Origin of the sequence: Corynebacterium sp. SA-MJD20WY100 (assembly GCF_039822565.1) — a bacterium.
Lineage (GTDB): Bacteria > Actinomycetota > Actinomycetes > Mycobacteriales > Mycobacteriaceae > Corynebacterium > Corynebacterium phoceense_A.
In genome coordinates this window covers 120,201-144,429 of record NZ_JBCJKS010000005.1, presented here as the reverse complement: position 1 = coordinate 144,429, position 24,229 = coordinate 120,201, and the positions used below count along the sequence as shown (strand labels likewise).

Below are 24,229 nucleotides of genomic sequence, written 5' to 3'. Positions count from 1 at the left end.
TCTCCTTTAATTCCTGTCGCGAAGGCGGACTGTGGTGTCCACCATATCGCAGGAAAGGAGCTACTTGGCGGCTGCCGCGCCCGAATCGAGCACGTAATCGATAGCCTTGGTGAGCTTTTCGACGTCATCGGTCTCGATGGCGGGGAACGTGCCGATGCGCAGCTGGTTGCGGCCGAGCTTGCGGTAGGGCTCCGTGTCAAGGATGCCGTTGGCGCGTAGGGCGGCGGCAAGGGCGGCGGCGTCGATGGAGTCATCGAAGTCGATGGTGCCGACGACGAGGGAGCGCGCGTCCTTCTCGGCGACGAACGGGGTAGCACCCTCGCGGGCCTCGGCCCAGTTGTAGAGGACATCCGAGTTGGCGGTGGTGCGCTTGACCATGCCGTCCAGCTTGCCGTTGGCGTTCATCCACTCGACCTGGTCGGCGAGCATGAGCAGGGTAGCCACGGCCGGCGTGTTGTAGGTCTGGTTCTTGCGCGAGTTGTCCACGGCGGTCTGCAGGTTAAGGAAGGCCGGGATGTAGCGGTCCGAAGCGTTGATCTTCTCGATGCGCTCCAAGGCCGCCGGGCTCATCGCGGCGAGCCACAGGCCGCCGTCCGAGGCGAAGCACTTCTGCGGGGAGAAGTAGTAGACGTCAGCTTCCTTCAAGTCGACAGGCAGGCCGCCGGCGCCGGAGGTTGCGTCGATAGCAACGAGGGCGTCCGAGTTGGGGCGGGTGATCTGAGTCATGGCACCCGTGGAGGTCTCGTTGTGTGCCCACGCGACGACGTCGGCGCCCTCGAGGTTGAGGTCGGCGGAGGAGGGGGCGGTGCCGACGGGGGCATCCGTGATGTTCGGCTCATCGAGCCACGGAGCTTGCTGGGAGGCCTTGGCGAACTTGCCGGAGAACTCGCCGAATGTAAGGTGCGAGGACTTCTTTTCGATAAGGCCGAAGGTGGCGGCATCCCAGAAGGCGGTGGCGCCGCCCAGGGAGAGGATGATCTCGTAGCCGTCGGGCAGGGAGAAGAATTCAGACAGGCCGTCACGGACGCGGCCGACGACGTCCTTGACAGCGGGCTTGCGGTGGGACGTGCCGATGATGTCAATGCCGTGGTTGGCGATGGCCTCGATCTGGGACGGACGAACCTTGGACGGACCGCAGCCAAAGCGGCCATCGGACGGGATAAACTCTGTAGGAATCTGAATGCTGGGGTTGCTCATGCGAATATGATAGCCACCGCCGAAGCCTTTTCGGTTGCTTACTAGAAAAAGGGGACTATCTCACCCCGACCGCGGGTTGTAGTAGTGGTCACATTGTTTGGTAGGGTGGGGAGTTGGCAAAACCGAAATGCGCGTACTGTTTACTAGTAAAGTAATCCTTACGGCGTGCACTGCGAGAGCCTTAAGACGCGTCTCCAGCGATGGCACATGCTTTATTGACTGGTTTAACGAAGAAAGGAACCAACGTGGCTACCGACAATAACAAGGTTGTTCTCCACTACCCGGGTGGCGAGTACGAGATGGACATCAAGCAGTCCACCGAAGGCGACTCCGGCTTTGACATTTCCAAGCTGCGTAACGAGACCGGTCTCGTCACGTTCGACCCGGGCTACGCCGCTACCGGCTCCACCGAGTCGAAGATTACCTTCATCAACGGCGAAGAGGGCATCCTCCGCTACCGTGGTTACGACATTGCTGACCTGGCGCAGAATGCCACCTTCAACGAGGTGTCCTACCTGCTCATCAACGGCGAACTGCCGAACCAGGAGCAGCTGAGCAAGTTCAACAACGAGATCCGCCACCACACCCTCCTCGACGAGGACTTCAAGGCGCAGTTCTCCATCTTCCCGCGCGACGCGCACCCGATGGCCGTGCTGGCTTCCTCCGTGAACATTCTCTCCACCTACTACCAGGACCAGCTCGACCCGCTGGACCCGGAGCAGCTCGACAAGGCGACCGTCCGCCTGCTCGCCAAGGTGCCCATGCTCGCGGCTTACGCTTACCGTGCCTCGGAGGGTAAGCCTTACATGTACCCGGATAACAACCTCAACGCACGCGAGAACTTCCTGCGCATGATGTTCGGTTACCCGACCGAGGACTACGAGGTTGACCCGGTCGTCTCCAAGGCCCTGGACAAGCTGCTTATCCTCCATGCAGACCACGAGCAGAACTGCTCCACCTCCACGGTCCGCATGATTGGTTCTGCCCAGGCCAACATGTTCGTCTCCATCGCTGGCGGCATCAACGCCCTGTCTGGCCCGCTGCACGGTGGCGCCAACCAGGCCGTTCTGGAGATGCTCGAGGACATCCAGAAGAACAACGGCGGCGACGCAACCGACTTCATGAACCGCGTGAAGAATAAGGAAAAGGGCGTTCGCCTCATGGGCTTCGGCCACCGCGTCTACAAGAACTACGACCCGCGCGCGGCCATCGTCAAGGAGACCGCACATGCGATCCTCGAGCACCTCGGCGGCGACCCGATGCTCGACCTGGCCATGGAACTCGAGCAGATTGCGCTCTCTGACGACTACTTCGTCTCCCGCAAGCTGTACCCGAACGTCGACTTCTACACCGGCCTTATCTACCGCGCCATGGGCTTCCCCACGGACTTCTTCACCGTGCTCTTCGCCATCGGCCGTCTGCCGGGCTGGATCGCTCAGTACCGCGAGCAGCTGGAGCTCAACACGAAGATCAACCGCCCGCGCCAGATCTACACCGGTGAGTCCCTCCGCGCCTTCACCCCGCGCTCGGAGCGTAAGTAAGCCCTATTTTTGTGGCGCCTTCGCTGCATAAATGGCAAGAAACCGCACGGTGTCCCGTATAATGGGCTGCTAGTGCGGTTTTCTCATAGCTATTGCAGTCCACTTCGCGGCCGCAGCGCTACCGCTAAATCTCGCTTAACAATTCGCTCCAAGGAGAGGTACATCCCATGGAAAAGCCACTGATCGAAGCCCAGACCGGCCCGGCCCCGACGGAACTCGTCATCGAGGACATCGTGGTCGGCGACGGCGCCGAGGCGCAGCCGGGCGGCGTCGTGGAGGTCCACTACGTGGGCGCCGATTATGAGACGAACCAGGAATTCGATTCTTCTTGGGACCGCGGACAATCCATCGAGTTCCCGCTCACCGGCCTCATCGCCGGTTGGCAGGAAGGTATTCCGGGCATGAAGGTGGGCGGCCGCCGCCAGCTCACCATCCCGCCGGAGAAGGCCTACGGCCCCGTGGGTGGCGGACACCCGCTCTCCGGTCGCACCTTGGTCTTTATCATCGACCTCATTCGCGCGGCCTAATTCACACGGCCTCATTTCGTGGCGCCCTCGGGTCTGTCTTTGCGGCGGGCTCGGGGGCTTTCGCGATCTCTGGGGTTCCTAGCGTGAATGAGTTGGTCGATTTCTTGAAATTTTCCCGTGCCTCATTCACGTTTCGAGCGCATATCCCCGCCTAGTATGAGAAACCCGGCGGCGGCAGGCCGCGGTAGGGCACAATGGGGGACATGACTGTAGAGAACGTTACTTTTAATGACGACCGTGAGATGCCCCAGCTGGGCTTGGGCACCTACAAGCTGCGCGACGACGAGTGCGTGCGCACCATCCGCGAGGCCATCGAGATTGGTTACCGCAAGTTCGACACCGCGACCTTGTACAAGAACGAGGAGGCCGTGGGCAAGGCCCTGAAGCAGGCCATGGATGCCGGCGACGTCACCCGCGATGAGATCTTTGTGACGACGAAGGTATGGCACGATCACCACGGCGCGGATCTCGCGCCGCAGGCTTTCCATGAGTCCCTGGACAAGCTGGGGCTGGACTACATCGACCTTTATCTCATCCACTGGCCGTGGCCGCAGGGTGGTAAGTACGTGGAGACGTTCGACGCGATTGCGCGCCTGCAGGGCATGGGTCAGATTGCATCCATCGGCGTGGCCAACTTCTACGAGGAGACGCTCGATACGCTTATCAAGGAATCCGGCATTGTGCCGGTGCTCAACCAGGTGGAGCTGCACCCGGGCTTCACGCAGCCGGAGCTGCGCGCGTACCACGACGAACACGGCATTGTCACCGAGGCGTGGTCGCCGCTTGCGCGCGGTGTGGTGCTCACTAATCCGGATATCAAGGCGATTGCCGCGAAGCATGAGGTGACCACGGGCCAGGTGGTGCTCGCGTACCTGCTACAGCTGGGTATCTCGGTTATCCCCAAGTCCGCGCGCAAGGAGCGCCTGGCGGAGAACTTCGCGGCGGCAGAGCTTACGCTCACGCGCGCGGAGATGGACGTCATGAACTCCCTCGACGGACGTGAGGGATTCGGGCGCATGTTTAATGATCCGCGCGACTTCCCGGGCGCGGAAGGCTAGTCCGCACCCGCCGGCCGCGAACGTTGAGGCCGCTGCCCCCGGTGGGGCAGCGGCCTTTTGTGTGTGGTTTTCCTAGTGAGACGTGTGCCACATTGGGGTTTGCAAAGTTGGCAAAAGGCGCTTGTATGCAAGTTGGGGGTAATTTTGCAAGCTGTAAATATCCATGTTGAGGGCGGGTGTGGGGGTAGTTAATTCTTGCAAAGGGTGAATTTTTAGCGACAGCTACAACGTTGCACAGAATGCTCTGTAACTTACACATCAAGCAAAAATGTGACCTCTGCCTCAGGTGGCGCGAGCCGGTGTGGCGGAGTCGGGCTTAACTTTTTGACCTATCCCTTGCCCTTTTGGAAGGAGCACATGCAATGTCTGCACCCTCTGTTGACTCCAACATGACGGCCCCGGCGCAACGCCGTGAGCCGACTGCGGAGGAATTCATCGCCATGCGCGAGAGTGCCGAATTTGGCAAGCTGCGCGGGGCCTACCGCAACTTTACGTTCCCCATGACCGTCGCGTTCTTCTCGTGGTACATCGTCTACGTGCTGGCCGCGGTCTTCGCGCCGGGCTTTATGGGTACCGAGCTGCCGGGCGGCTGGAACGTTGGCCTGGCCTTCGGTATTGCACAGTTCGTGACCACGTTCATCATTACGTGGGTCTACGTGAAGTACGCCAATAAGAACATCGAGCCGCGTGCGGCCAAGATTCGTGAAGAACTGGAGGGATAGACAATGACTACATTCCACCTCGCCGCCGCGAGCGCCGATGCCACCGCGGGCAACCCGATTCTCAATATTTCCGTCTTCGTCGTCTTCCTTGTGGTGACCATGTACGTGGTCCTGCGTGCCGGCAAGTCGACGAAGGAAGCCTCTGACTTCTACACCGGTGGCGGCTCCTTCTCTGGCCGCCAAAACGGCCTCGCTATCTCCGGTGACTACCTGTCCGCCGCGTCCTTCCTTGGTATCGTCGGCGCCGTCGCGCTCACCGGTTACGACGGCTTCCTGTACTCCGTGGGCTTCTTCGTCGCATGGCTCGTGGCGCTCATGCTCGTGGCCGAGCCGCTGCGTAACGTGGGGCGTTTCACCATGGCTGATGTGCTGAGCTTCCGTCTCAAGCAGAAGCCGGTCCGCGTGGCCGCCGCTATTGCGACGCTCTTCGTCTCGCTGTTCTACCTCATCGCGCAGATGGCCGGCGCCGGCTCCCTGGTCTCGGTCCTGCTCAACATCCACGACTTCTTCTGGCAGGCCGTCGTCGTTGGTATCGTGGGCGTCCTCATGATTGTCTACGTCCTCGTCGGCGGCATGAAGGGCACGACCTACGTTCAGATGATTAAAGCAGTCCTGCTTGTGACCGGTGTTGTTGCGATGTGCGCCATGGTCTTCATCTCCATCAAGGGTGGCTTCGGTGCCCTCTTCGATGGCGCGGTGCAGGCGCACGCTGGCTCTGAGTACCTGGCGCAGAAGGGCTACGAGGCCTCCCAGATTATGGAGCCGGGCCTGAAGTACGGCGCGTCCCTCACTACGAAGATTGACTTCATCTCCCTCGGTATCGCCCTCGTCCTCGGTGTCGGTGGACTCCCGCACGTCCTCATGCGCTTCTACACGGTTCCGACTGCGAAGGAAGCTCGCCGCTCCGTGACCTGGGCCATCGTCATCATCGGTGCTTTCTACCTCATGACGCTCATCCTGGGCTTCGGCGCCGCCGCTCTGGTTGGTCCGGACCGCATCCTCGCCGCGCCGGGTGGCGCGAACTCCGCCGCCCCGCTGCTGGCCCTCGAACTGGGTGGCTCCGTGTTCATGGCGGTCATCTCCGCCGTTGCCTTCGCAACCGTCCTCGCGGTCGTCGCTGGCCTGGCGATTACCGCCTCGGCGTCCATCGCCCACGACGTCTACCACTCCGTTATCCGTAACGGTCAGTCCACGGAGGCTGAGCAGGTCCGCGTCTCCCAGATGACCGTCGTTGTCCTCGGTGTCGTCGCCATCATCCTCGGCATCCTGGCCATGACCCAGAACGTCGCCTTCCTGGTCTCCCTGGCCTTCGCCATCGCGGCCTCGGCTAACCTGCCCACCATCCTGTACTCCCTGTACTGGAGGCGCTTCAACACCGCGGGTGCTGTGGCCTCCATGTACACCGGTGTCATCTCCTGCCTGGTCCTCATCTTCTTCTCCCCGGCAGTCTCCGGCACCGAGACCTCGATGTTCCCCAACGCGGACTGGGCACTGTTCCCGCTGTCCTCGCCGGGTATCGTCACCATCCCGCTCGCATTCTTCGTCGGCTGGGCTGTCTCGCTTATGACCAAGCCGGACAACTTCGAAGAGCTTTCCGCCGAAATGGAAGTTCGTTCCCTCACCGGCGTGGGGGTTGAGGCTCCGGTTGACCACTAAGGGGTGACCGCTAAAGGTTGACCACTAAAGGTCGAACACACAACGGTGAGCTTCTCAACGCTCACACCCGCAGGGGTAGCCCGCCCCGTCGCATACGCTCAATGCCACCGCCTTCTTTCTGAAGAAGGCGGTGGCATTAGTAATATGTGGTGAGTGAATCGGATGATGAGTCTGGCCCTCGCCGCGGCGCTGGCGGGGACGCTGGTGGCGTGTACGCCGCCGCATGAAAAGCCTGCGGACGCGGCGCAGGAAACGGGGGAGACGACCGCCGCGCGGCTGTCGGCGACGCGCCCCGTGGCAACGCTCACGGTGGAAGCCCCGCCGTCGAAGAAGAATATTGCCGCGGACCTCGACGGCGAAGTGAAGTTTGTCGCCAACGCCAAGGCCCGTGAGTTGTCCTATTACCGCATGGACGGCATGCGCATGGGCACCGACGGGGAACGCAACGCCATGCCGGCGCTGAGCCTTATCAAGCTCTATCTCGCCAAGTACGTGCTTGACCACGGCACGCTGGAAGACCAGTACGAAGCGCTCGACATGATTGCGGATTCATCGGACGTCTCCGCGTCGGATCTCTTTAAGCGCTACCCGGAGTCCATCGACACGGTGGCGGAAGACTATGAGCTCGAATCCACGCGCGCGGGAAGCGAGTGGGGCAAGTCGGTGACGTCCGTCTATGACGTGGTCAACTTCATCAAGGCGCTGCGCGAGGAATCACCCACGCATCCCATCCTCGTCGCGATGGCGCAGGCCACGACCACGGCGGAAGATGGCTACCGCCAGGACTACGGCACGGCGAAGCTTAGCAATGTGCTCGGCTCGAAGTGGGGCTGGTCTGACGATAAGACGCTGCACTCCTCTGTGAGCTTCGGGAAAAACTTCATCGTCGCCGCCTCGGTGTCGGGCTCGGCGGAAGACCTCACGAAGTTCGTGAAGAAAGAGGTCACCGTCAAGGCCCTGAACGAGGCGACGACGAAATTTATTGAAGAGCAGAAGTCCTAACGCATTGCCTTGATGACGGTCTGCGCCAAGTCGATGCCAGCCTGAATCTGCTGGGAGTCGACGGACGAGCCGTTGAAGCTTACGCCCTGAGGGGAGACCTGCGGCAGGTTGAGTCCCGGCACGGCGTTCTGGACCTGCGAGGACATCTGGCCCACGGCGTTGAGCGGGTTGTTGTTGTGAGCGGGGGCTGCGGGCGCGGCCGGTGCCGGCGCTGCGACGCGCCCCGGCGTCCACTGTCCCCAGTCCTTCGCGTAAACGTCATTGATATCGCAGACCACGCCGCCGATGGTGCGCTGGCGGTTCTGTGGCAGCTGGTGGATGGTCGTGCGCGGGTGGATGCGGCCGCCCGAGCCCCAGTCGTGCATCCAGAAGTAGCTGCCAATCCCGTCGCGTACGCACCAATCGATAACGTCGTAGTTGCCGTACACGCCCACCTGGTAGCCCGCCGCTTTGAGCGCGGTGGAAAACGCCACGAGGTAGGGCTTAATCTGGCCGTCGTACTGGGCGCGGGACGGGTTGCTGTCGATCGCGATATAAATCGGTCGGCCCGTGGGACCGCCCGCCGCCTTGTGAATGGCGATGGCCTGCGGCGCGTGCTGGGCTGCCGATGCCGCCCCGCCCGCCCAGTCCGGATTGTCCGAGCCGTTGTATTGGTAGACGGAAGCAACGGCGAGGCCGGCGGCGGCGTCGGCAGCAGCCTGGGCGCGGGTGACCGGCTTGCCGGCCATCCAGCCTGCGCGCGGCTTGGAGACGTAGCGCACCGCACCCATCTGGCCCGCAGCCTTGAGCGCGGCCGAGGAGGGAACACCCGCCGAGAAGTCGACAACGGTGCCGAGCACCGGGCCGAGCGCAAACGCCTGCGGGGCGGCCGTGCCCACGGCACCCGCGGCGAGGGCAATCGTGCCCGCACGCAGGAGGCTGCGGCGGCTGAAGTGGACGGAAGAACGCGAGGTGGACGACATAGAGGCTCCTAGAGAAGTCGGACTGTTGCGACGCCCTGGTTTACGAGATCGCCGTCACAACAGTCACTCTAATTAACATCTGTACCGTACCACCGGCTTCCGATGCCGTCGAGGGTGACGCGCCCAGCATCCGGCGGGCTCGCTTTATGCACCCCGCGGGGAGCAATTGCAGTCCGCGGCGCGGGACACGATAAGATACTTCGCAGCACCTCACACGGTGCGTTTCAAGGGGCTATAGCTCAGTCGGTTAGAGCTACGGACTCATAATCCGTTGGTCCCGGGTTCGAGCCCCGGTGGCCCCACTTTTTAGCCGTCAAACTGCGCGTATACCTGGTGGTAGCGTCCTGCGCAGTTCCAACGCGTCCCCCTAAGCGCGTCCTGATAGCGCGTTGTTCCAGGAACTGGAAGAATGCGTGCAAGAGTTCCAGCGGGAGAAGGAACGGTAATGAAGGGTTTCCCCGCGTTTCTCATGAATACCGCCGCAGCACGGGTGCTGTGAGTGTGAAAGAGTGTTCCTCGTTGACCGAGGCGGCGCGGACGCGCGCGGTTCTCGACGAACGCAATGACGACCCGGGTGTCGAAATCGCCACTATCGCCGCACCGCGCCTGGAAAGCCTGCGGCATACGCACGCGCGGTACTTTTACCGCGAAGATGTTTTGTTCCCCGCAGCGTCCTAACGCTCGCGCCCAATCGTAGAAAACGCTATCAATCCACCGCCGCTATGCCCGTCGTGTCGGCGGTGGTTTTAGTATCGGAGAGTATGAACGTCCGGTATTTCTTCTTCCACTTCTGGCAACTTATCGTCGACCACGCGTTGCCGTTGACGGCGTTGCTGCTCATGGCGATTTTGGTGCCGCGTGTCGGGCGCCTGGTCATCAGGCTTATTGACTCGCGTCTGGATGACAATGAGGAATCCACGAAGACCCGTCTCGCCCTGGCGGGCGCGTTGGTCTACGTCGCGCAGGCGGTGGCGTATTTCCTGCTTGCCATCGCGGCGCTGACCAACGTGGGCGTGCCTGCGCTGGGTGCGGCGATTCCCGCGACGGTCGTCTCGGCTGCGCTTGGTTTCGGTGCGCAGAAGATCATCGGCGACTTCCTGGCGGGCTTCTTCATCTTGAGCGAGAAGCAGTACGGTGTGGGCGATTACGTGAGTTTCGACGGCACGTCTGCGGCGGTGGAAGGCACCGTCGTGGCGTTGACGCTGCGCACGACGAAGGTCCGCACGCCGACGGGCGAGGTCGTCATGGTGCCTAACGGCTCGGGCGGCGTGGTGACGAACTACTCACAGGATTGGTCGCGCGCCGTCGTTGACTTGCAGGTGCCGGTGCGTGCAGGCGAGACGCTGTCCGAGGTCACCCGCAAGGTTGAGGAGATTTCCTCGCATGCGGCGCAGGACGCAGCCATCGCCGAAGATATCGCGGGCGAGATCGAGATTCTGCCGGTCACTGGCCTTATCGAGCCCACCGTCGCCGGCCAGCCGTGGCAGATCAAGTACCGCGTCATGGTTGTTGTCAATCCCTCCCGCCAGTGGGCCGTCGAGCGCGGCATTCGCTCCGCCCTCGTCGCGGCCTTCTGGGATCATTACAACGTGTCCTCGGCCGCCCCGCTTGCCGATGCCCCCATCACCGCCGTGCCGCCCGCCCCCGCAGAGTCGGCTAGAGCCGGCGCGCCGACCGAAGTCATGCCGGCTGCGGCAGGAACCGACAAGGCGGAGGTGCGCGACGCTGTGGCTAATGCGGCCGCGCGCGATTCGCACGACCCGAGCGATCAAGGACCGGGCCGGCCGTCCGAGTCGGACCCGGATGTGGCGGCGCAGCACCCGGATGTCTCACAGACCGAGGTCATGAACGCCGTCGACGAGGCACCGCGCACCATCTGGCGCGATGACCATCCCACGACGCGCTGGGGCAAGCTGTGGACGCTCGGCGGTCGCGTGCGCGGCTCAACGACGGGCCTTCTTGTGGGGCTCGCCGTGACCGGCCTGTTGCTGCTCTTCTCGGCGAACCCGGAGGACGCGGACGCTGGCTGGCTCTCGCCGTCCTACTGGACGTCGAAGTCCAGTGAGACGGAAAGCGCGGCGACAACCGCGCCTGCGACGACGGCGGCAACGCAGCCGGAGGAGAGCGTCGAGCCGACGCAGGGGACCGTCGAACAGCCCACAGATGCGTCCGAGGCCACGGCCACTGACGGACCGACCGCGGCGCAGGACAACGGCACCACCGCGGAGCTAGCAACCACAACGGCGCGCCGGGAACGCGCCGCACGCCGCGATAGAGAGGACGAGGAGACGCCCGCGGCGACGACGCAGGCCGCCACGACTGCGCCTGCTGAGGAGCCGACCGTCGAGCCCACGGGTGCGGCGGAGCAGCCCACCGGCGCAGCGGCGCTCACGGGTGGCGCGGAGGCCACGGCCGCGCAGTAACTGTGCAGTCCCTGCGCAGCCTTTGCTCGCGCGGCGCGCAGCTGCCGCGTAGCTACGCGGGCGGTGGGGCAAGGCGCTGGCTACAATAACGATCATGGTTTCCGAGGTTGACCCGCTCATCGAATCGATCTATCGCTGGTCGGACGTGAGCGGCGTGTTGCTCATGGGCATTATCGGCGGCACAATTGCGCGCCAACGTGGCTATGACATCATCGGGTTCTTCTTCATTGCGATGTTTTCGGCGCTGGGCGGCGGCATGATTCGCGACGTGCTCATCAACCGCGGCACCGTCGCGGCGATGAGCCAGCCCGAGTACCTTTACCTCGCTTTCGCCGGTGCGCTCATCGCGCGCTTCGTCTATTTCAAGGGTAAGACGTGGGAACACCTACAAGCCCACGGCGACGCCCTCGTCTCCGCACTGTGGGCCGGGACGGGCACGGTGAAGGCTCTCACCTATGGCCTGCCCGTCGTTCCGTGCATCATGATGGGCGTGTTCACAGCGACCGGCGGCTCCATGATTCGCGACGTGTGCATGGGCCGAGAGCCCGCTGTCTTTGGCGACAATCAGCCCATCGTCATCCCGGCAGCCGTCTGCTCCGTCATCGTGCTCGCCGGCAATGGGCTCGGTTTCCTGGCGTGGGGCATGATCCTCGGACCCGTGGCGAGCTTTGCGCTCGCGCTCTTGGGGTATTGGACCGGCTGGCGCGTGTCCACGGACCAAGAGTGGGCGCCGGTCAACGAGACTGCAGCGCAGGTTGCCGTCCTCGCGCGTAAGGCCGAGGATAAGTCGCGTGCCGTGGGCCGCCGCCTCGAGCCGCGCCGCCTGCGTTCGTGGCGGCACAAGCAGATGGAAAACGCCCTCGAGCGGCGTATCGCCCGCGAGATCCGCGAGGGCAAGCGCCCCGCCGAAGCCCAGGCGGCGGCCGACGAGTTCCTCGAGGAGTTCAACTCCGAGGTCGCGCAGCTGAGCGACGCCTCGGCGGTAGCGGCCGACGCAGGGGAGAAGGGGGCCTCGGAAAGCGCGGCGGAGACGGGAGCGACTGTGCTGAGCACTTTTGCCGACGACATCGGCATGGACTTTGCCGGCGACTCCTATCAGGACAAACCGGACCATCAGCGCATGCTCGACGCGATTCTTGCAGATGACAAGCTCACGGACGAGCTCATTGACAAGCTGGTGGAAAAATACGATAAGCGCCAGCCAGGGGCTGACACTTAGAGGTTGCGTCTTTTACATCGGGGGCCACGACGACGCCCACGATGGCGGCGTTGCGCATGGTGGTACCGACGTCGATGGCGTCCGACCACGGCACGCCGATGAGCCACGCGAACGGGGCGAAGATAGCGCCGAAGAGGCCTTCGAGGGACCAGCCGTCTTGGCCAAAGATGTTGCCGATGCCGCCGAGGATGGCCGAGAGCATCGCAATCATGGCGATGAACGCGACGAGCAGGCAGGCGACGGGGGAGACACCACCGGTCATGCAGGTAAAGGTACCGGCCAGGGCTGGCGGACGTGCAGTCATGGCGAATGACGCGACGTGACGCGTAGCGTGGGGGCGCGGCACCCCGGACGGGGCGGCTGCGCCTTTCACTATCTTCGATGAAGGAGAAAATCATGACCGACCCACGCACGAAATTCCCCAAGGTCAATCCGCCGGAGCAGCACCAGGAGTACCCGGGCCTGGATATCGAGCTGCAGCCGCAGTCCGATATCGGCATTGAGACCTATGAGGGCCGCGGGCGCTTGAAGGGCCGCAAGGCTCTCATTACTGGTGGCGATTCGGGCATCGGCGCGGCTGTGGCCGTGGCGTACGCCAAGGAAGGCGCGGATGTGGCCATTGCGTACCTTCCTGAGGAGCAGCCGGATGCGGACCGCGTGCTCAAAGCCATTGAAGACGCGGGCCAGAAGGCTTTCGCGTTCCCGGGCGACCTGCGCGACCCGCAGTACTGCGTTGAGCTCGTGGAGAAATCCGTCGAGGCGCTGGGCGGACTCGACATCCTGGTCAACAATGCGTCGCGCCAGATCTGGCACGAGGACTTGGAGCATATCTCGGACGAAGACTTTGATGACGTCATGAAGGTCAATCTCTATGGCTCGTTCAAGGTTACGAAGGCGGCGCTCAAGCACCTTAAGCCGGGTGCCTCGATTATCTTTAGCTCCTCCGTCCAGGCGTATAAGCCCTCGGCCATCCTCGTTGATTACGCCATGACGAAGGCGGCGATGAACTCGATGTCCAAGGGCCTGTCCACGCAGCTGGCGCCGCGCGGCATTCGCGTCAACGCCGTGGCGCCCGGCCCCGTGTGGACGCCGCTGCAGCCCGCGGGCGGCCAGACAACCGAGGGGGTTATGGAATTCGACACGAAGTTCTTCCTCGGCCGCGCCGGGCAGCCGGTGGAGATGGCCGGCGCGTACGTCTTCCTGGCCTCGGAGGAGGCGAGCTTCGTCTCGGGTGAGACCATCGGCGCGACGGGTGGTTTCCCAACTCCGTAGCTTAAGGCGCGAGAAAGGCCCACGGCGCAGGTGTGCAACCGTGCCGTGGGCTTTCGTGTGTCCTGGTGGGCCTAGAACGAGGTGGGTTTAGAAGAAACCCCAGATGGTCGAGCCGAGAACGACCGCGCCGAAGGCGATGATGACGGCGTTGCCGGGGCTGCGGCGCAGCGGCGCCAGGCGTGCGACGGTGTAGACGGCGAGCATGGGCACGCCGAATTGGAAGATGGTGATGAGGAGGCCGCCGGCGACCGTGATGAGGTCCATGACGGAGGGCTCGACGATGGCCACGACGGTGGCGACGGCGAAGATCAACAGGTAGACGGGGGCATCGGAAAGCTCACGCTGGGAGGGATTCAAGCGCGTGCCGAGGAACTGCAAGCCTTCGCGCGCGCCCAGGGCTACGCCGATAAAGCTGGAGGCGATGGCGCAGACGGCGACGATCGGGGTGACAAGCGCCAGGAACGGGGTGCCCGTGGTGTTCGCGAAGTAGGAGAGCACCGGCAGGTTATCCGCGGCGGCCTGGGCCATGCCGTCTGCGCCTAGGGCGAGCGCGCAGGACCAGACGAAGAACATCGTGAAAGCGGTGAGCAAGACCGTGGTGAGCATAATGACTCGGGAGAGGCGAGCCTCGGCGAACTCGCCGTGGCTGCGCTGGGCAGAGACGGCGAACTGGGACAGCGAGCCGATGAAGGTAAACGAGAAGACCAGCACCGGAAGGATGAGCACCATGGATTCCCAGAAGGAGTGCTCGGAGGAGACCGTGAGGAAAGAGCCTAAGTCCCACTGCGGGATGAGGCAGAGCGAGAAGGCGCCGAGCGCGATGAGCAGCGGGACAACGAGGAGCTCGGCGGCGGCGAGCATGATGCGTTCGCCGAAGGCCAGAGCTGCGACGAGGAGGCCGATGAGGATCGGTGCGAGAATCCACCGCGGGATCTCCGGGCCGCCGAGCTGGTTGACGATGAAGCTATCGACGGTGGTGGTGATGCTCACCGAATACACGAGGAGCACGGGAAAGAGCATGACGAGGTAGGCCACGGCGAGCCATGTGCCGGTATTTGGCCGAAGTAGCTGGACAGCGCCGCGAGGAGATCCGCGCCGGGTTGCGGGGAGCGAGCGATGATGCGCGCGTAGGCGTAGTGGGAGAGATACGTCAGCGGACCGATGAGCACGGTGGCGATGAGCAGCGGCCAGAATCCGTAGGCGCCGGCGGACAGAGGGAGGAAGAGAATGCCCGCACCGATGGCGGTGCCAAAAGCGTGGAGGCCCAGCCGAACGCCGAATGGGAGCTAGCCATCGTGGGGTCCTGGACGTAGGTCGAGCTGGGGGCGGTGGTCGCAGACATCGCGGGGCCTCCTTGAGAGAGCGAGGAACGTGGTGCTATTGATTGTGCGACAGGCCACGTTCAAAAGACTAGACCGAGCGGTACTTTTATTCATTTGTTTCGCGTCGGTGCGCGGGCGGGTTCGCTAGGCTGGGTACCTATGACTGCCTTTGATTCTGTGGCCGATTTCCCGGCTGACCATGTCTCCGCCGCGTTGCTTGTAGACGGTGATGTTCGGACGTTGGGGGATACCTCCCGCGTGTATTCGATTGCCTCGGTGACCAAGCCCGTGGTGGCCTACGGCATCATGCTCGCCGTCGAGGAGGGGGCGGTGGAGCTCGACCAGCCGGCAGGGCCTTCCGGTTCCACTCTTCGGCATCTGCTGGCGCACGCGTCTGGTGTGGGGTTTGATACGCGCGAAGCGCAGAAGCCCGTGGGGGAGCGGCGCATCTATTCCTCGGCGGGCTATGAATGGGCCGCGGATATCGTGGCGGAGGCGACCGGTATGGAGTTTCCGGAGTACGTGCGCGAGGGCGTCTTTGAGCCGCTGGGAATGAAGGATTCGGCTTTGGTCGGCTCGGCGGGGCATGGTCTCGACTCGACGGTGGACGACATGGTCCGCTTCGCCCGCGAGGTGCTCGACCCGCAGCTGTTGCACCCCACGACAGTCGAGGAGATGCTCACACCGCAGTTCCCGGGCCTGCGCGGTCTCGTGCCGGGCTATGGCTCCTTTAAGGACTGCTCCTGGGGCCTGGGCTTCGAGCTCCACGGGGACAAGGACCACTGGATGGGCTCGCTGCCCGCGGAGACTGCGGGGCACTTTGGTATGTCCGGAACCTACCTCTGGCTGGCGGAGGGGAAAGCTATGGTCATGCTCACCGATCACGACTTCGGGGACTGGGCCAAGCCGCTATGGGCGGAGACGAACTCGGCGATCTGGAGCGAGCTGCAGTCGCAAAGCGAGCTGCCGTCATAAAAGCTGGAGTCATAAAAGCTGGAGGCATAAAAATACCCCGGCAGGACCGGGGCACGGACAGGCTAGCAGGAAGCTAGTGGCGCTGGAAGAAGTTCCACACCTCGCGCGTGGCGTTGGGGTTGGAGGCAAACCACGTGTGGCTGCCGCCGTTCACGCGGTAGAGCGTGGTCTCAGCGAGGCAGCCGGAGTAGCTGAAGGAGTTGTAGCCGTTGCCGGAGCCGGTGCGCATGGACGCGCCGGAGGTGTCGCAGGCGTTGCGCTTGCCGATGCGCTCCCAGGCGCCGCGGGTGGCGTAGTAGGAACCGCCGTGGCCGTTGGAACCATCGTTGTAGTACGGCGCAATCTTGTCGTCGGTGCCGTGGATGAGCAGCGTGGGCACCTGGCCTGTGCAGCCGTCGAAGATACGCGTGTACGCGGCGGTGGAGACGCCGGCAACGGCGGCGAAGGTCTCCGGGGCCTGGCACGCGGCGGCGAGCGCCATGCCGCCGCCGTTGGACAGGCCGGTGGCGTAGACGCGGCTGCGGTCGACGGAGTAGCTATTGGCTACGTCATTGAGGATGGCCTTGGTGAAGGCGACGTCCTCGCCGCGGCTCGTCGTGGCGTAGTTGGGGCCTTCCCACGCCAGGCCGCCGTTGACGCTCGCGCGCGGGTTGGGGTAGACGACGATGGCATCGGAGCCCGTGGCGCGCTCAAAGTGGGAGTGGCCGTGCATGTCTGAGCCATCGAAGTCCATGCCGGAGTAAGCGAAGACGACGGGGTAGTCGCGGGATGAGTCATAGTCGGAGGGGACGTAGAGCTCGTAGGAGCGCGTGCCCTGGCCGGAGACGGAAACCTTCTTTGTGGAATGGGTCGTATTTCCAGCTCCCATGGACAGGGCCTGGCCCAACTTTGACGACAGCGTGAACGCGTCAGAGAGGGAGGAGCCGTTGCTCGAGCCCTTGCTCGAGGTGGAGCTCATGTCCGAGCTCGTGAGGGCGTTCGCGACGGGCAGGCCGACGGAGGTCCACAGAACCGTGGCGGAGGCGAGGGCAGCCACGCGAGTAGCAAAAGTCTTCAACATGAGGACTAAGGGTAGCGGGGAAGGTATCGAAACCTTAACTTTTGTGACGATGTCGTTGCGCTGTAAAGATCCGCGGGGCGCGGTCACAGGGAAGTTCTAAGTCTCAAGTGAAACTTCAGTAAATGGGGGTTGAAGCAGGGGTTTAGGGTTGCTCGTGTGACTGGAGGGGAACAAAATGGGTTGCGTTACGCACGGTAATTACATCCGATGTCATTTCACAAAACTGTTCGAGTCGGTTCGTTGGGGAAGACGATGCTCGTCTTGCAACAGGAAATGAAAGGTATTCGGCTTGTGGAAACATGCGTGAAAACCACTGCCGCCGAACCCTCGGCGCCAGTGCGCCCGATAACCTCCGGCGTGCTCATCATTGAGAGCATGCCTGCTCGACTGCGCCCGCGCGTGGAAGAGCTCATGGTCACGTGCCTGCCCAGCGCGTCGACGTGGGAGATCCCGGGCGATGATCCCCTCACGGCTCAGTGGTGTACCCGCTGGTACAAGGACTGGCCGGGCCAGGATCTCGCGGCTCTTGCCGCAGGCACGGGCAGTGATTTTGACGCCGTGCCGCCGGGCATTGGCTGCCGCCAGGTACTCACGGGTACTCGCGCGGAGCTGCACGCGCTGGAGACGGCGGTGCGCGATCTCGCGCAGCGCTACTGCTTCTCGGCCCGCGTGTCGATGTAGTCGGCGACCTCGCCCACGGTCTCAAAGGCCGCGGCGGTGCCCTCATCGAAGCGGACCTTGAAGCGCTCTTCCGCGCGCACCGTCAGCTCAATCAAGTTGAGCGAAGAAATCCCCACATCTTCCAACCGGTCTTCACGCGCCGGTTCCTCCACCCCCGCGACTTGGGTGATGAGCCGCGCGAGCTCCCCATACGTATCCGTCGCGGCGGGCTTATCCTCGTGTTCTTCTCTGCCCAGCGCTGCGCGCAGCTGCGCGGCAAAGTCTTGTCCATCGGCCATGCGTCCCAGTGTAAGTCAGCGACTAGACTAGACGTGTTATGTCCACCCCATCCCGCCGCCGTATGCGCACCGCCACCCAGGTATGGCGCCGCCGCCACACTCACGACCGCCACCCCGGCCTCACGCAGCCGTACTCCCACGACATCTCCGATGGCATCGCCTGGTATACCTCGGGCCCCGAGGCTTCCGATGCCCCCGTCACCGTCCTCTTCGTCCACGGTTACGGTCTCGCGGCGGAGAGCTTCTACGACCAGGTTGACTTCCTGCGCGCGTCGTATCCGCGCGTGCGCGCGGTGCTACTCGACCTTCGCGGGCACGGCAGCTCGGACCGCGTCCCGGCCGAGGACTGCACCGTCGAAGACGCTGCGGATGACGTCGCTGCCATCCTTACCGCCCAGGCACCCACCGGGCCGCTCATTATCGTGGGCCATTCGCTCGGAGGCATGGTCGTCGAAAACCTCATTCGCCGCCTCCCTGCTGAGGACTACGAGCGCATCGCCGGAGTGCTTCTTATCTCCACGTCCATGCGTCCCTTCGCAGAGACTGGCGTCGCGGCGCTTCTCCAGACCCACGCCGCGGAAGCCCTCTACGACGCCGCCCAGCGCTTACCCCACAAGGTCAACCGCGCCCGCCAGCGCATCGCGCGCATCATCGCGCCCCTCTTCGCCGCCGGCGTGACCGGTTATCCCCGCATGGAACGCCTCGAATTCCACGTCGACATGCTGCTCGACACCCCGCTCGATTCCTTTGTCGGTTTCTTCGACGACCTCGTCGACCACTCCGAGCTCGCCGCCGCAGACCGCCTCGCCGGCCTGCCCGGCATCGTCCTCGTCGGCTCCATGGATATCGTCACCCCGCGCTCCCAGTCCGAGCTCATCTGCTCCCACTGGCCCGAGGCCGAGCTCCGCGTCGTCGACGGCTCCGGCCATATGGTCATCCTCGAAGAACCCGAGGCCGTCTCCCAAGCGCTCGCCGAGCTTATCGAGCCGGTCCTCGCCCAACGCTGACATACGCACCGCGTATGACGAAAGCCCGTCAGCAGTTCCCAGAACTGCTGACGGGCCTTTCCTTAACGCGGCGTGGAATTACTCCTCGTCGGTGCTCGTGGAGTAGGTCTTCGTCGGATCATCCAGGTGGAGGTCCTTCGCAGCCTTCTCAGCGACGGAGCGGTCGATCTTGCCGTCCTGGGCCAGGCCCGAGAGCACGGCCACGACGATGGACTCGGTGTCCGAGTTGAAGAAGCGGCGGGCCGCCTCACGCGTATCGGAGAAGCCGAAGCCGTCGGTACCCAGCGCGATGTAGGTGCCCGGGACGTAGGGACGGATCATTTCCTGCAGGTCCGTGGTGAAGTCAGAGACACCCACGAACGGGCCGTCGAAGCCCTCGAGCTGCTGCGTGGCGAACGCCTTCTCCGGCGCCTTGCCGTGCTGCAGGGCTTCCTTGTTCTTGGCAGCGCCGTCGCGGGCCAGCTCGACCCACGAGGTCACGGAGAACAGCGAGGCCTTCACGTCGTAGTCCTCCGCCAGGATCTCCTGTGCGCGCAGCGCCTGGTGAACGCCCACGCCAGAGGCCAGGATGTTGGCCGGGATCGAACCCTTCTCCGGGGTGGAGTAGTGGTAGATACCGCGATGGAGCCCCTCGACGTCGAGGTTCTCCGGCTCGGCTGGCTGGTGGACCGGCTCGTTGTACACGGTGAGGTAGTACATGATGGCCTCGTCGTTGTCACCGTACATGCGGTCAATACCGCGGTGGACGAGGTGCGCGATTTCGTACGCGAATGCCGGGTCATAGGAAATAACGGCCGGGTTCGTGGACGCGAGCACCGGGGAGTGGCCGTCCATGTGCTGCAGACCCTCGCCCGTCAGCGTGGTGCGGCCAGCCGTGGCGCCGATGAGGAAGCCACGGGCCATCTGGTCTGCCGCCGCCCAGAAGGCGTCGCCGGTGCGCTGGAAGCCGAACATCGAGTAGAAGATGTAGAGCGGGATCATCGGCTCGCCCTGCGTCGCGTACGAGGTCGCTGCGGCGGTAAAGGACGCGGCGGCGCCGGCCTCGGTCAGACCCTCTGCGAGGATCTGGCCCGTCTCGGACTCGCGGTAGGACAGCATGAGGTCGTGGTCGACCGGCACGTAGTTCTGGCCCTTCGGGTTCCAGATTTTCAGCGTCGGGAACCAGGAATCCATGCCGAAGGTACGGGCCTCGTCCGGCATCATCGGGACAATGCGCTTGCCAATCTCCTTGTCGCGCATAATCTCCTTGAAGGTACGCACCAGCGCCATGGTCGTGGCGACCTTCTGCTTGCCCGAGCCCTTGCGCACGGAACGCAGCTTGTCGATGTCCTGCACGTGCAGGCGTTCGAAGTCCGCGCGGCGCTCCGGCAGGAAGCCACCCAGCTCTTTACGACGCTCGAGCATGTACTTGATCTCCGGAGCATCGTTGCCCGGGTGGTAGTACGGCGGGTTGTACGGATCAGCCTCGAGGACCTCGTCCGAAATCGGGATACCCTGCTTGTCGCGGAAGAGCTTGAGGTCCTCCAGCGTGAGCTTCTTCATCTGGTGGGTGGCGTTGCGGCCCTCGAAGTTGTGGCCCAGGCCGTAGCCCTTAATCGTGTGGGCCAGGATGACGGTCGGCTTGCCGGTGCCGCGGTTCTCCAGCGCCTTGGAGTAGGCGGCGTAAATCTTGCGGTAGTCGTGGCCGCCGCGGCGCAGCGCCCAGATTTCCTCATCCGACATGTCCTCGACCAGCTTGAGCGTGCGCTCGTCGCGGCCGAAGAAGTGCTCACGCACGTAGGCGCCATCGTTCGCCTTAAACGTCTGGTAGTCACCGTCCGGCGTGGTGTTCATGATGTTGATAAGCGCGCCGTCTTTGTCGGCCTCGATGAGCTTGTCCCACTCACGGCCCCAGATGATCTTGATGACGTCCCAGCCTGCGCCGGTAAAGAAGGACTCGAGCTCCTGGATGATCTGCGTGTTGCCACGCACCGGGCCGTCGAGACGCTGCAGGTTGCAGTTGATGACGAAGGTGAGGTTGTCCAGGCCGTAGAGCGGTGCCATCTGGATGAGGCCGCGGGATTCCGGCTCGTCCATCTCGCCGTCGCCCAGGAACGCCCACACGTGCTGATCCGAGGTGTCCTTGATGCCGCGCTGCTCCAGGTACTTGTTGAAGCGCGCCTGGTAAATCGCGTTGACCGGGCCCAGGCCCATGGACACCGTGGGGAACTCCCAGAACCACGGCAGGCCGCGCGGGTGCGGGTAGGAGGGCAGCCCCTCGCCCTCCCCGCGGGAGTGCTCCTGGCGGAAGCCGTCCAAGTCGTGCTCGCTCAGGCGGCCTTCCATGAAGGCGCGGGCGTACATGCCCGGGGAGGCGTGGCCCTGGAAGAAGACCTGATCGCCGCCGGAGGGATCGTCCTTGCCCTTGAAGAAGTGGTTGAAGCCGACCTCGTAGAGCGGAGCCGCGCCCGCGTAGGTGGAGATGTGGCCGCCCACGCCAATGCCCGGGCGCTGCGCGCGGTGCACCATGATGGCCGCGTTCCAGCGGATCCAACGGCGGTAGCGCTTCTCCAGTTCCTCATCACCCGGGAACTCGGGCTCGAGGGTGGTGGGGATGGTGTTCACGAAGTCGGTGGAGGTCAGCGACGGCATGGGCACGCGCTTCGCAGACGCACGCTCCAGCAGGCGCAGCATGAGGTAGCGCGCGCGTTCCGGGGTGTTGTCCTCCAGCAGACCGTCGAGGGAATCCATCCACTCACGAGTTTCTTCCGGGTCGGTGTCGTGCATGTACGACGCGACGCCGTCGCGGATGAGCGGGAAGTTAGAGTCGCTGCCGAGCGATTCCAATTCTGCCATGGTGCATTCCTCCAATTGGTGGGCCTTTAAAACAGTACGTTCCAGAATACGCGTAAACGACCTCGAAGCTTTGCTAGGGGTAAGTGAAGAATCCCTCGTGTTAAATCCTGCAGCTTAATCGCGGTCGTCCTGTGAATATTGCTAACTTTGCGGCCTTTACCTTTGCGACCCCGCTTTCCGATGCCCCCTCGTCTCACCGTGTCCTTCCCACCGCAACCACCGAAAGTGGCGTGGACAACGAGAATTTTCCCTCATAATGCGTTAAAGTGCCCAGATATGACCACTCAATTGGAGGATTACGCACGCAAGTTAGGCATCGAAGAGGGGCAGGTTGCCCTGGAACTGGGTTGGGACGAAGACTGCGACCCTGCCATCTCCGAAGCCATTGAAGATATCTTGGGTGACGATTTCCTCGATGAAGAAACTGATGAATTGTGTGACGTCGTTGTCATCTGGTGGCGCGAGGAGGACGGCGACTTGGTCGACGGCCTCGTCGATGCACTGCGCCCCCTCGCCGACCACGGCACCATTTGGCTTTTGACCCCGGGTGCTGGCCTGTCCGGCACCGTCGCCCCCGGCGTGATTGCCGAGTCCGCGCAGCTCGCCGGCCTCGTCCAGACTAAGGCGGAGCGCTTCGGCGACTGGCAAGGCTCCTGCCTCGTCGGCCGCGGCTACACCAAGAAATAACCCCCTCATTTTGTCCGGCGCCGCGCGTCCTATACACTTTCTTGAGTGTTGTGACGCGCTCCGCGCGGCCGGCATTCACGCGGCGTTAGCTCAGCTGGGAGAGCAACTGGTTTACACCCAGTAGGTCGGGGGTTCGAGCCCCTCATGCCGCACCACAAGAAACCCCGTTCTGGCTCCCAGAACGGGGTTTCGTGCATGAGCCGCACGCTTACTTGAACTTAATCCGGTCCGCCGTCGCGAAAGCCGTCCTTAGGTTCAATCAACTGACGTGGCGAGGGCGTCCCAGAGTCTGGCTAGAAGCGCTCGCGCCCGCGCTTGTTGAACTTCTCGTAGTAGTCCGGCTTCGCGTCGCCGTAGCGCGTGCGGGAACGGCGCGACGCGGGCGCAGCGGGGGTGGTCGCGTGTGCTGCGGTCTCGGCAGGCGCGGCCGACGCTGCAGCTGTTTGAACAGATTCCGCAGACTCAGAGGACTCAGCCGGTTCCGGCGAGGGCTCCGGCGCGGAGGCAGCGGCCTCGGCGTCGGTCGTCGCGGCGGCGGCCATGGCGGCTTCTTCTTCGCGCAGGCGGCGGCGTTCACGCAGCTCGGCGTAGACGAAGTAGATAAGGCCTAGCGGAGCCATGATGCCGAAGGCGATCCACTGGAAGCCGTAGGACAGGTGCGAGCCGCGGTCGAGTTGGGGGACCGGAATGGGGTTGAGCACGCCGGGCTGGTCGTCGTGGGAAATTTGGACGTAGTCCGTGCCCAGCGTGAGGTTCTCAAGCTTGCCCACCTGGCCGGGGTTGATGGAGTAGACCTGCGTGTAGCCCTGGTCCTCGATGGGGGCGGAGGTGTGGACGCGCTCGGCGGTGCGCAGCATCGCGGTGAGCGTCACTTCGCCGGTGGGGGCCGGCTCGATGGTCGGCACAGCGTTGCCCTCGCCGGCGGCGACCCAGCCGCGGTCGACGAGCATGGTGAGTCCGTCGTTCGTTTCGAAGGGCACGAGCGATTGATACGTGGGGCCGGACTCGACGGGGCGCAGACGCAGGAGGACTTCCTTGTCCGCGAGGTAGTGGCCCTGCAGCGTGACGCGGGTCCATTCCTTGTCGGCGATTTCGCCGGTGGACGTCACGGCATCAGTGAGCGGGACGGGATCGGACTCGTAGGCGGCCTCGATCTCGTGATTGCGCTCGACAATATCGTGGTCCTTACCCAGCTGCCACGGCGCGAGCGTGGTGAATGCGAAGTAGGAAAAGACCACGACGAAGAGCGTGAGCAGAACCCACTGGGGCTTGAGAAACGTCTTCAACACAGTTGGGAAGTCTACGCGTTCTCGCGAATCCAATCGAGTAGCCCGGGAACCGCCGCTTCGATGTTCTTGCGAGTCGTCGTGAAGTCTTCCGCCGTCCCGTAATACGGGTCCGCGACGTCGGGACCAGACGCGTTCGGGTCGAAGGAGCGCATGAGGACGACGCGCTCTGGATCGATGCCGCGCTTGATGAGTTCGTCGCGGTGGCCGGAGTCCATGGCGATAAAGAGGTCGGCGTCCATGTGCTCTTCGCCTAGCTGGGCGGCGCGGTGGGCGGCGCCGTCGTGGCCAGCGCGGCGCAGTTCGGCGATGGCGCGCTCGTCCGCGCCTTGGCCCACGTGCCAGCCGCCGAGGCCGCACGAGGAGGTGCGGGCGGCGAGATCGAGCATGTCGTTTTCCATGGCGTCGCGGACAATGACCTCGGCCATGGGGGAGCGGCAGATATTGCCGGTGCAAACAAAGACGAGGTGCAGGCGCTTATCCGGCTCGCTGGAGTCGACATGAGGTGTGGTCATGGCG

The 24,229-nt window shown here is 63.7% G+C and carries 21 protein-coding genes, 2 tRNA genes and 1 pseudogene; 15 read left to right on the top strand and 9 right to left on the bottom strand.

Annotated elements, in window-relative coordinates:
* Positions 1–60: 60 nt before the first annotated feature.
* A complete protein-coding gene (serC, locus tag ABJ196_RS04510; RefSeq protein ID WP_347305409.1) occupies positions 61–1,197 on the bottom strand; it encodes a phosphoserine transaminase in 1,137 nt (378 codons plus the stop codon).
* Between the two features lie 245 nt (positions 1,198–1,442).
* On the opposite strand from serC, the gene ABJ196_RS04505 reads away from it, so the two are divergent.
* The 6 genes from ABJ196_RS04505 to ABJ196_RS04480 all read left to right on the top strand — a co-directional run bounded on the left by ABJ196_RS04505 (position 1,443) and on the right by ABJ196_RS04480 (position 7,703).
* A complete protein-coding gene (locus ABJ196_RS04505; protein ID WP_347305408.1) occupies positions 1,443–2,738 on the top strand; it encodes a citrate synthase in 1,296 nt (431 codons plus the stop codon).
* Between the two features lie 167 nt (positions 2,739–2,905).
* Positions 2,906–3,265 (top strand): FKBP-type peptidyl-prolyl cis-trans isomerase FkpA, encoded by a 360-nt coding sequence (gene fkpA, locus ABJ196_RS04500; protein WP_066488386.1) that lies wholly within the window; start codon positions 2,906–2,908, stop codon positions 3,263–3,265.
* A 194-nt stretch (positions 3,266–3,459) separates the two neighbouring features.
* Complete coding sequence (locus ABJ196_RS04495; protein ID WP_347305407.1) at positions 3,460–4,323, top strand: aldo/keto reductase; 864 nt, start codon at positions 3,460–3,462, stop codon at positions 4,321–4,323.
* 389 nt (positions 4,324–4,712) lie between these two features.
* Positions 4,713–5,045, top strand: coding sequence for a DUF485 domain-containing protein (locus ABJ196_RS04490; protein ID WP_347305429.1), 333 nt, complete (start codon positions 4,713–4,715; stop codon positions 5,043–5,045).
* 3 nt (positions 5,046–5,048) lie between these two features.
* Positions 5,049–6,701, top strand: coding sequence for a cation acetate symporter (locus ABJ196_RS04485; RefSeq protein WP_347305406.1), 1,653 nt, complete (start codon positions 5,049–5,051; stop codon positions 6,699–6,701).
* A gap of 162 nt (positions 6,702–6,863) precedes the next feature.
* Positions 6,864–7,703, top strand: a complete 840-nt coding sequence (locus ABJ196_RS04480) for a hypothetical protein (RefSeq protein ID WP_347305428.1) — start codon at positions 6,864–6,866, stop codon at positions 7,701–7,703.
* Here ABJ196_RS04480 and ABJ196_RS04475 read toward each other — a convergent pair.
* A complete protein-coding gene (locus ABJ196_RS04475; protein WP_347305405.1) occupies positions 7,700–8,665 on the bottom strand; it encodes a DUF1906 domain-containing protein in 966 nt (321 codons plus the stop codon). The two genes, ABJ196_RS04480 and ABJ196_RS04475, sit on opposite strands and share 4 nt — an antisense overlap.
* Before the next feature lie 228 nt (positions 8,666–8,893).
* Here ABJ196_RS04475 and ABJ196_RS04470 point away from each other — a divergent pair.
* The 3 genes from ABJ196_RS04470 (at position 8,894) to ABJ196_RS04460 (ending at position 12,307) form a co-directional block, all read left to right on the top strand.
* Positions 8,894–8,967: transfer RNA gene (locus ABJ196_RS04470), tRNA-Ile, on the top strand.
* 459 nt (positions 8,968–9,426) lie between these two features.
* A complete protein-coding gene (locus ABJ196_RS04465; protein WP_347305404.1) occupies positions 9,427–11,088 on the top strand; it encodes a mechanosensitive ion channel domain-containing protein in 1,662 nt (553 codons plus the stop codon).
* 94 nt (positions 11,089–11,182) lie between these two features.
* Complete coding sequence (locus tag ABJ196_RS04460) at positions 11,183–12,307, top strand: trimeric intracellular cation channel family protein (protein ID WP_347305403.1); 1,125 nt, start codon at positions 11,183–11,185, stop codon at positions 12,305–12,307.
* Positions 12,308–12,368: 61 nt separating this feature from the next.
* Here the strand turns inward: ABJ196_RS04460 and ABJ196_RS04455 are convergent.
* Positions 12,369–12,548: pseudogene (locus ABJ196_RS04455) on the bottom strand (nucleoside transporter C-terminal domain-containing protein); the annotation flags it as partial.
* A gap of 155 nt (positions 12,549–12,703) precedes the next feature.
* On the opposite strand from ABJ196_RS04455, the gene ABJ196_RS04450 reads away from it, so the two are divergent.
* A complete protein-coding gene (locus ABJ196_RS04450; protein WP_347305402.1) occupies positions 12,704–13,579 on the top strand; it encodes an SDR family oxidoreductase in 876 nt (291 codons plus the stop codon).
* An 87-nt stretch (positions 13,580–13,666) separates the two neighbouring features.
* On the opposite strand, the gene ABJ196_RS04445 is transcribed toward ABJ196_RS04450, so the two are convergent.
* The gene (locus ABJ196_RS04445; RefSeq protein WP_347305401.1) at positions 13,667–14,614 is read right to left on the bottom strand and encodes a septum formation initiator; all 948 of its coding nucleotides are present in this window, start codon (positions 14,612–14,614) and stop codon (positions 13,667–13,669) included.
* Between the two features lie 446 nt (positions 14,615–15,060).
* On the opposite strand from ABJ196_RS04445, the gene ABJ196_RS04440 reads away from it, so the two are divergent.
* The gene (locus ABJ196_RS04440) at positions 15,061–15,876 is read left to right on the top strand and encodes a serine hydrolase domain-containing protein (protein ID WP_347305400.1); all 816 of its coding nucleotides are present in this window, start codon (positions 15,061–15,063) and stop codon (positions 15,874–15,876) included.
* A 73-nt stretch (positions 15,877–15,949) separates the two neighbouring features.
* Here the strand turns inward: ABJ196_RS04440 and ABJ196_RS04435 are convergent, their stop codons facing one another.
* Positions 15,950–16,936: a prolyl oligopeptidase family serine peptidase gene (locus ABJ196_RS04435; RefSeq protein WP_347305399.1), complete on the bottom strand. Its 987-nt coding sequence runs from the start codon at positions 16,934–16,936 to the stop codon at positions 15,950–15,952.
* A gap of 303 nt (positions 16,937–17,239) precedes the next feature.
* Between ABJ196_RS04435 and ABJ196_RS04430 the strand changes: the two genes are divergently transcribed.
* Positions 17,240–17,617 (top strand): hypothetical protein, encoded by a 378-nt coding sequence (locus ABJ196_RS04430; RefSeq protein WP_347305398.1) that lies wholly within the window; start codon positions 17,240–17,242, stop codon positions 17,615–17,617.
* Here ABJ196_RS04430 and ABJ196_RS04425 read toward each other — a convergent pair.
* Positions 17,587–17,895: an acyl carrier protein gene (locus tag ABJ196_RS04425; protein ID WP_257035082.1), complete on the bottom strand. Its 309-nt coding sequence runs from the start codon at positions 17,893–17,895 to the stop codon at positions 17,587–17,589. The two genes, ABJ196_RS04430 and ABJ196_RS04425, sit on opposite strands and share 31 nt — an antisense overlap.
* 38 nt (positions 17,896–17,933) lie before the next feature.
* On the opposite strand from ABJ196_RS04425, the gene ABJ196_RS04420 reads away from it, so the two are divergent.
* Positions 17,934–18,902 carry an alpha/beta hydrolase gene (locus tag ABJ196_RS04420; RefSeq protein WP_347305397.1) on the top strand — a complete coding sequence of 323 codons (969 nt, stop codon included), beginning with the start codon at positions 17,934–17,936 and terminating at the stop codon, positions 18,900–18,902.
* Positions 18,903–18,980: 78 nt separating this feature from the next.
* Here ABJ196_RS04420 and aceE read toward each other — a convergent pair whose 3' ends face one another.
* Entirely contained in the window at positions 18,981–21,737 is a 2,757-nt protein-coding gene (gene aceE, locus ABJ196_RS04415; RefSeq protein WP_347305396.1) for a pyruvate dehydrogenase (acetyl-transferring), homodimeric type, read from the bottom strand.
* Between the two features lie 276 nt (positions 21,738–22,013).
* Between aceE and ABJ196_RS04410 the strand changes: the two genes are divergently transcribed.
* Together ABJ196_RS04410 and ABJ196_RS04405 are read left to right on the top strand one after the other, a co-directional pair.
* Positions 22,014–22,424 carry a DUF3052 domain-containing protein gene (locus tag ABJ196_RS04410; RefSeq protein ID WP_347305395.1) on the top strand — a complete coding sequence of 137 codons (411 nt, stop codon included), beginning with the start codon at positions 22,014–22,016 and terminating at the stop codon, positions 22,422–22,424.
* Positions 22,425–22,503: 79 nt separating this feature from the next.
* A tRNA-Val gene (locus ABJ196_RS04405) sits at positions 22,504–22,579 on the top strand.
* A gap of 138 nt (positions 22,580–22,717) precedes the next feature.
* On the opposite strand, the gene ABJ196_RS04400 is transcribed toward ABJ196_RS04405, so the two are convergent.
* Together ABJ196_RS04400 and ABJ196_RS04395 are read right to left on the bottom strand one after the other, a co-directional pair.
* A complete protein-coding gene (locus ABJ196_RS04400; protein ID WP_347305394.1) occupies positions 22,718–23,713 on the bottom strand; it encodes an SURF1 family protein in 996 nt (331 codons plus the stop codon).
* 11 nt (positions 23,714–23,724) lie between these two features.
* Positions 23,725–24,225: a low molecular weight protein-tyrosine-phosphatase gene (locus ABJ196_RS04395; protein ID WP_347305393.1), complete on the bottom strand. Its 501-nt coding sequence runs from the start codon at positions 24,223–24,225 to the stop codon at positions 23,725–23,727.
* Between the last annotated feature and the right edge of the window lie 4 nt (positions 24,226–24,229).

Bases quoted from the DNA above. Each gene is read 5' to 3' on its own strand.
- fkpA (WP_066488386.1), top strand. From the start codon at position 2,906: ATGGAAAAGCCACTGATCGAAGCCCAGACCGGCCCGGCCCCGACGGAA.
- ABJ196_RS04440 (WP_347305400.1), top strand. From the start codon at position 15,061: ATGACTGCCTTTGATTCTGTGGCCGATTTCCCGGCTGACCATGTCTCC.
- ABJ196_RS04480 (WP_347305428.1), top strand. From the start codon at position 6,864: ATGATGAGTCTGGCCCTCGCCGCGGCGCTGGCGGGGACGCTGGTGGCG.
- ABJ196_RS04420 (WP_347305397.1), top strand. From the start codon at position 17,934: ATGTCCACCCCATCCCGCCGCCGTATGCGCACCGCCACCCAGGTATGG.
- ABJ196_RS04410 (WP_347305395.1), top strand. From the start codon at position 22,014: ATGACCACTCAATTGGAGGATTACGCACGCAAGTTAGGCATCGAAGAG.
- ABJ196_RS04395 (WP_347305393.1), bottom strand. From the start codon at position 24,225: ATGACCACACCTCATGTCGACTCCAGCGAGCCGGATAAGCGCCTGCAC.
- ABJ196_RS04475 (WP_347305405.1), bottom strand. From the start codon at position 8,665: ATGTCGTCCACCTCGCGTTCTTCCGTCCACTTCAGCCGCCGCAGCCTC.
- ABJ196_RS04450 (WP_347305402.1), top strand. From the start codon at position 12,704: ATGACCGACCCACGCACGAAATTCCCCAAGGTCAATCCGCCGGAGCAG.
- aceE (WP_347305396.1), bottom strand. From the start codon at position 21,737: ATGGCAGAATTGGAATCGCTCGGCAGCGACTCTAACTTCCCGCTCATC.
- ABJ196_RS04490 (WP_347305429.1), top strand. From the start codon at position 4,713: ATGACGGCCCCGGCGCAACGCCGTGAGCCGACTGCGGAGGAATTCATC.
- ABJ196_RS04495 (WP_347305407.1), top strand. From the start codon at position 3,460: ATGGGGGACATGACTGTAGAGAACGTTACTTTTAATGACGACCGTGAG.
- ABJ196_RS04425 (WP_257035082.1), bottom strand. From the start codon at position 17,895: ATGGCCGATGGACAAGACTTTGCCGCGCAGCTGCGCGCAGCGCTGGGC.
- ABJ196_RS04465 (WP_347305404.1), top strand. From the start codon at position 9,427: ATGAACGTCCGGTATTTCTTCTTCCACTTCTGGCAACTTATCGTCGAC.
- ABJ196_RS04435 (WP_347305399.1), bottom strand. From the start codon at position 16,936: ATGTTGAAGACTTTTGCTACTCGCGTGGCTGCCCTCGCCTCCGCCACG.
- ABJ196_RS04485 (WP_347305406.1), top strand. From the start codon at position 5,049: ATGACTACATTCCACCTCGCCGCCGCGAGCGCCGATGCCACCGCGGGC.
- serC (WP_347305409.1), bottom strand. From the start codon at position 1,197: ATGAGCAACCCCAGCATTCAGATTCCTACAGAGTTTATCCCGTCCGAT.
- ABJ196_RS04460 (WP_347305403.1), top strand. From the start codon at position 11,183: ATGGTTTCCGAGGTTGACCCGCTCATCGAATCGATCTATCGCTGGTCG.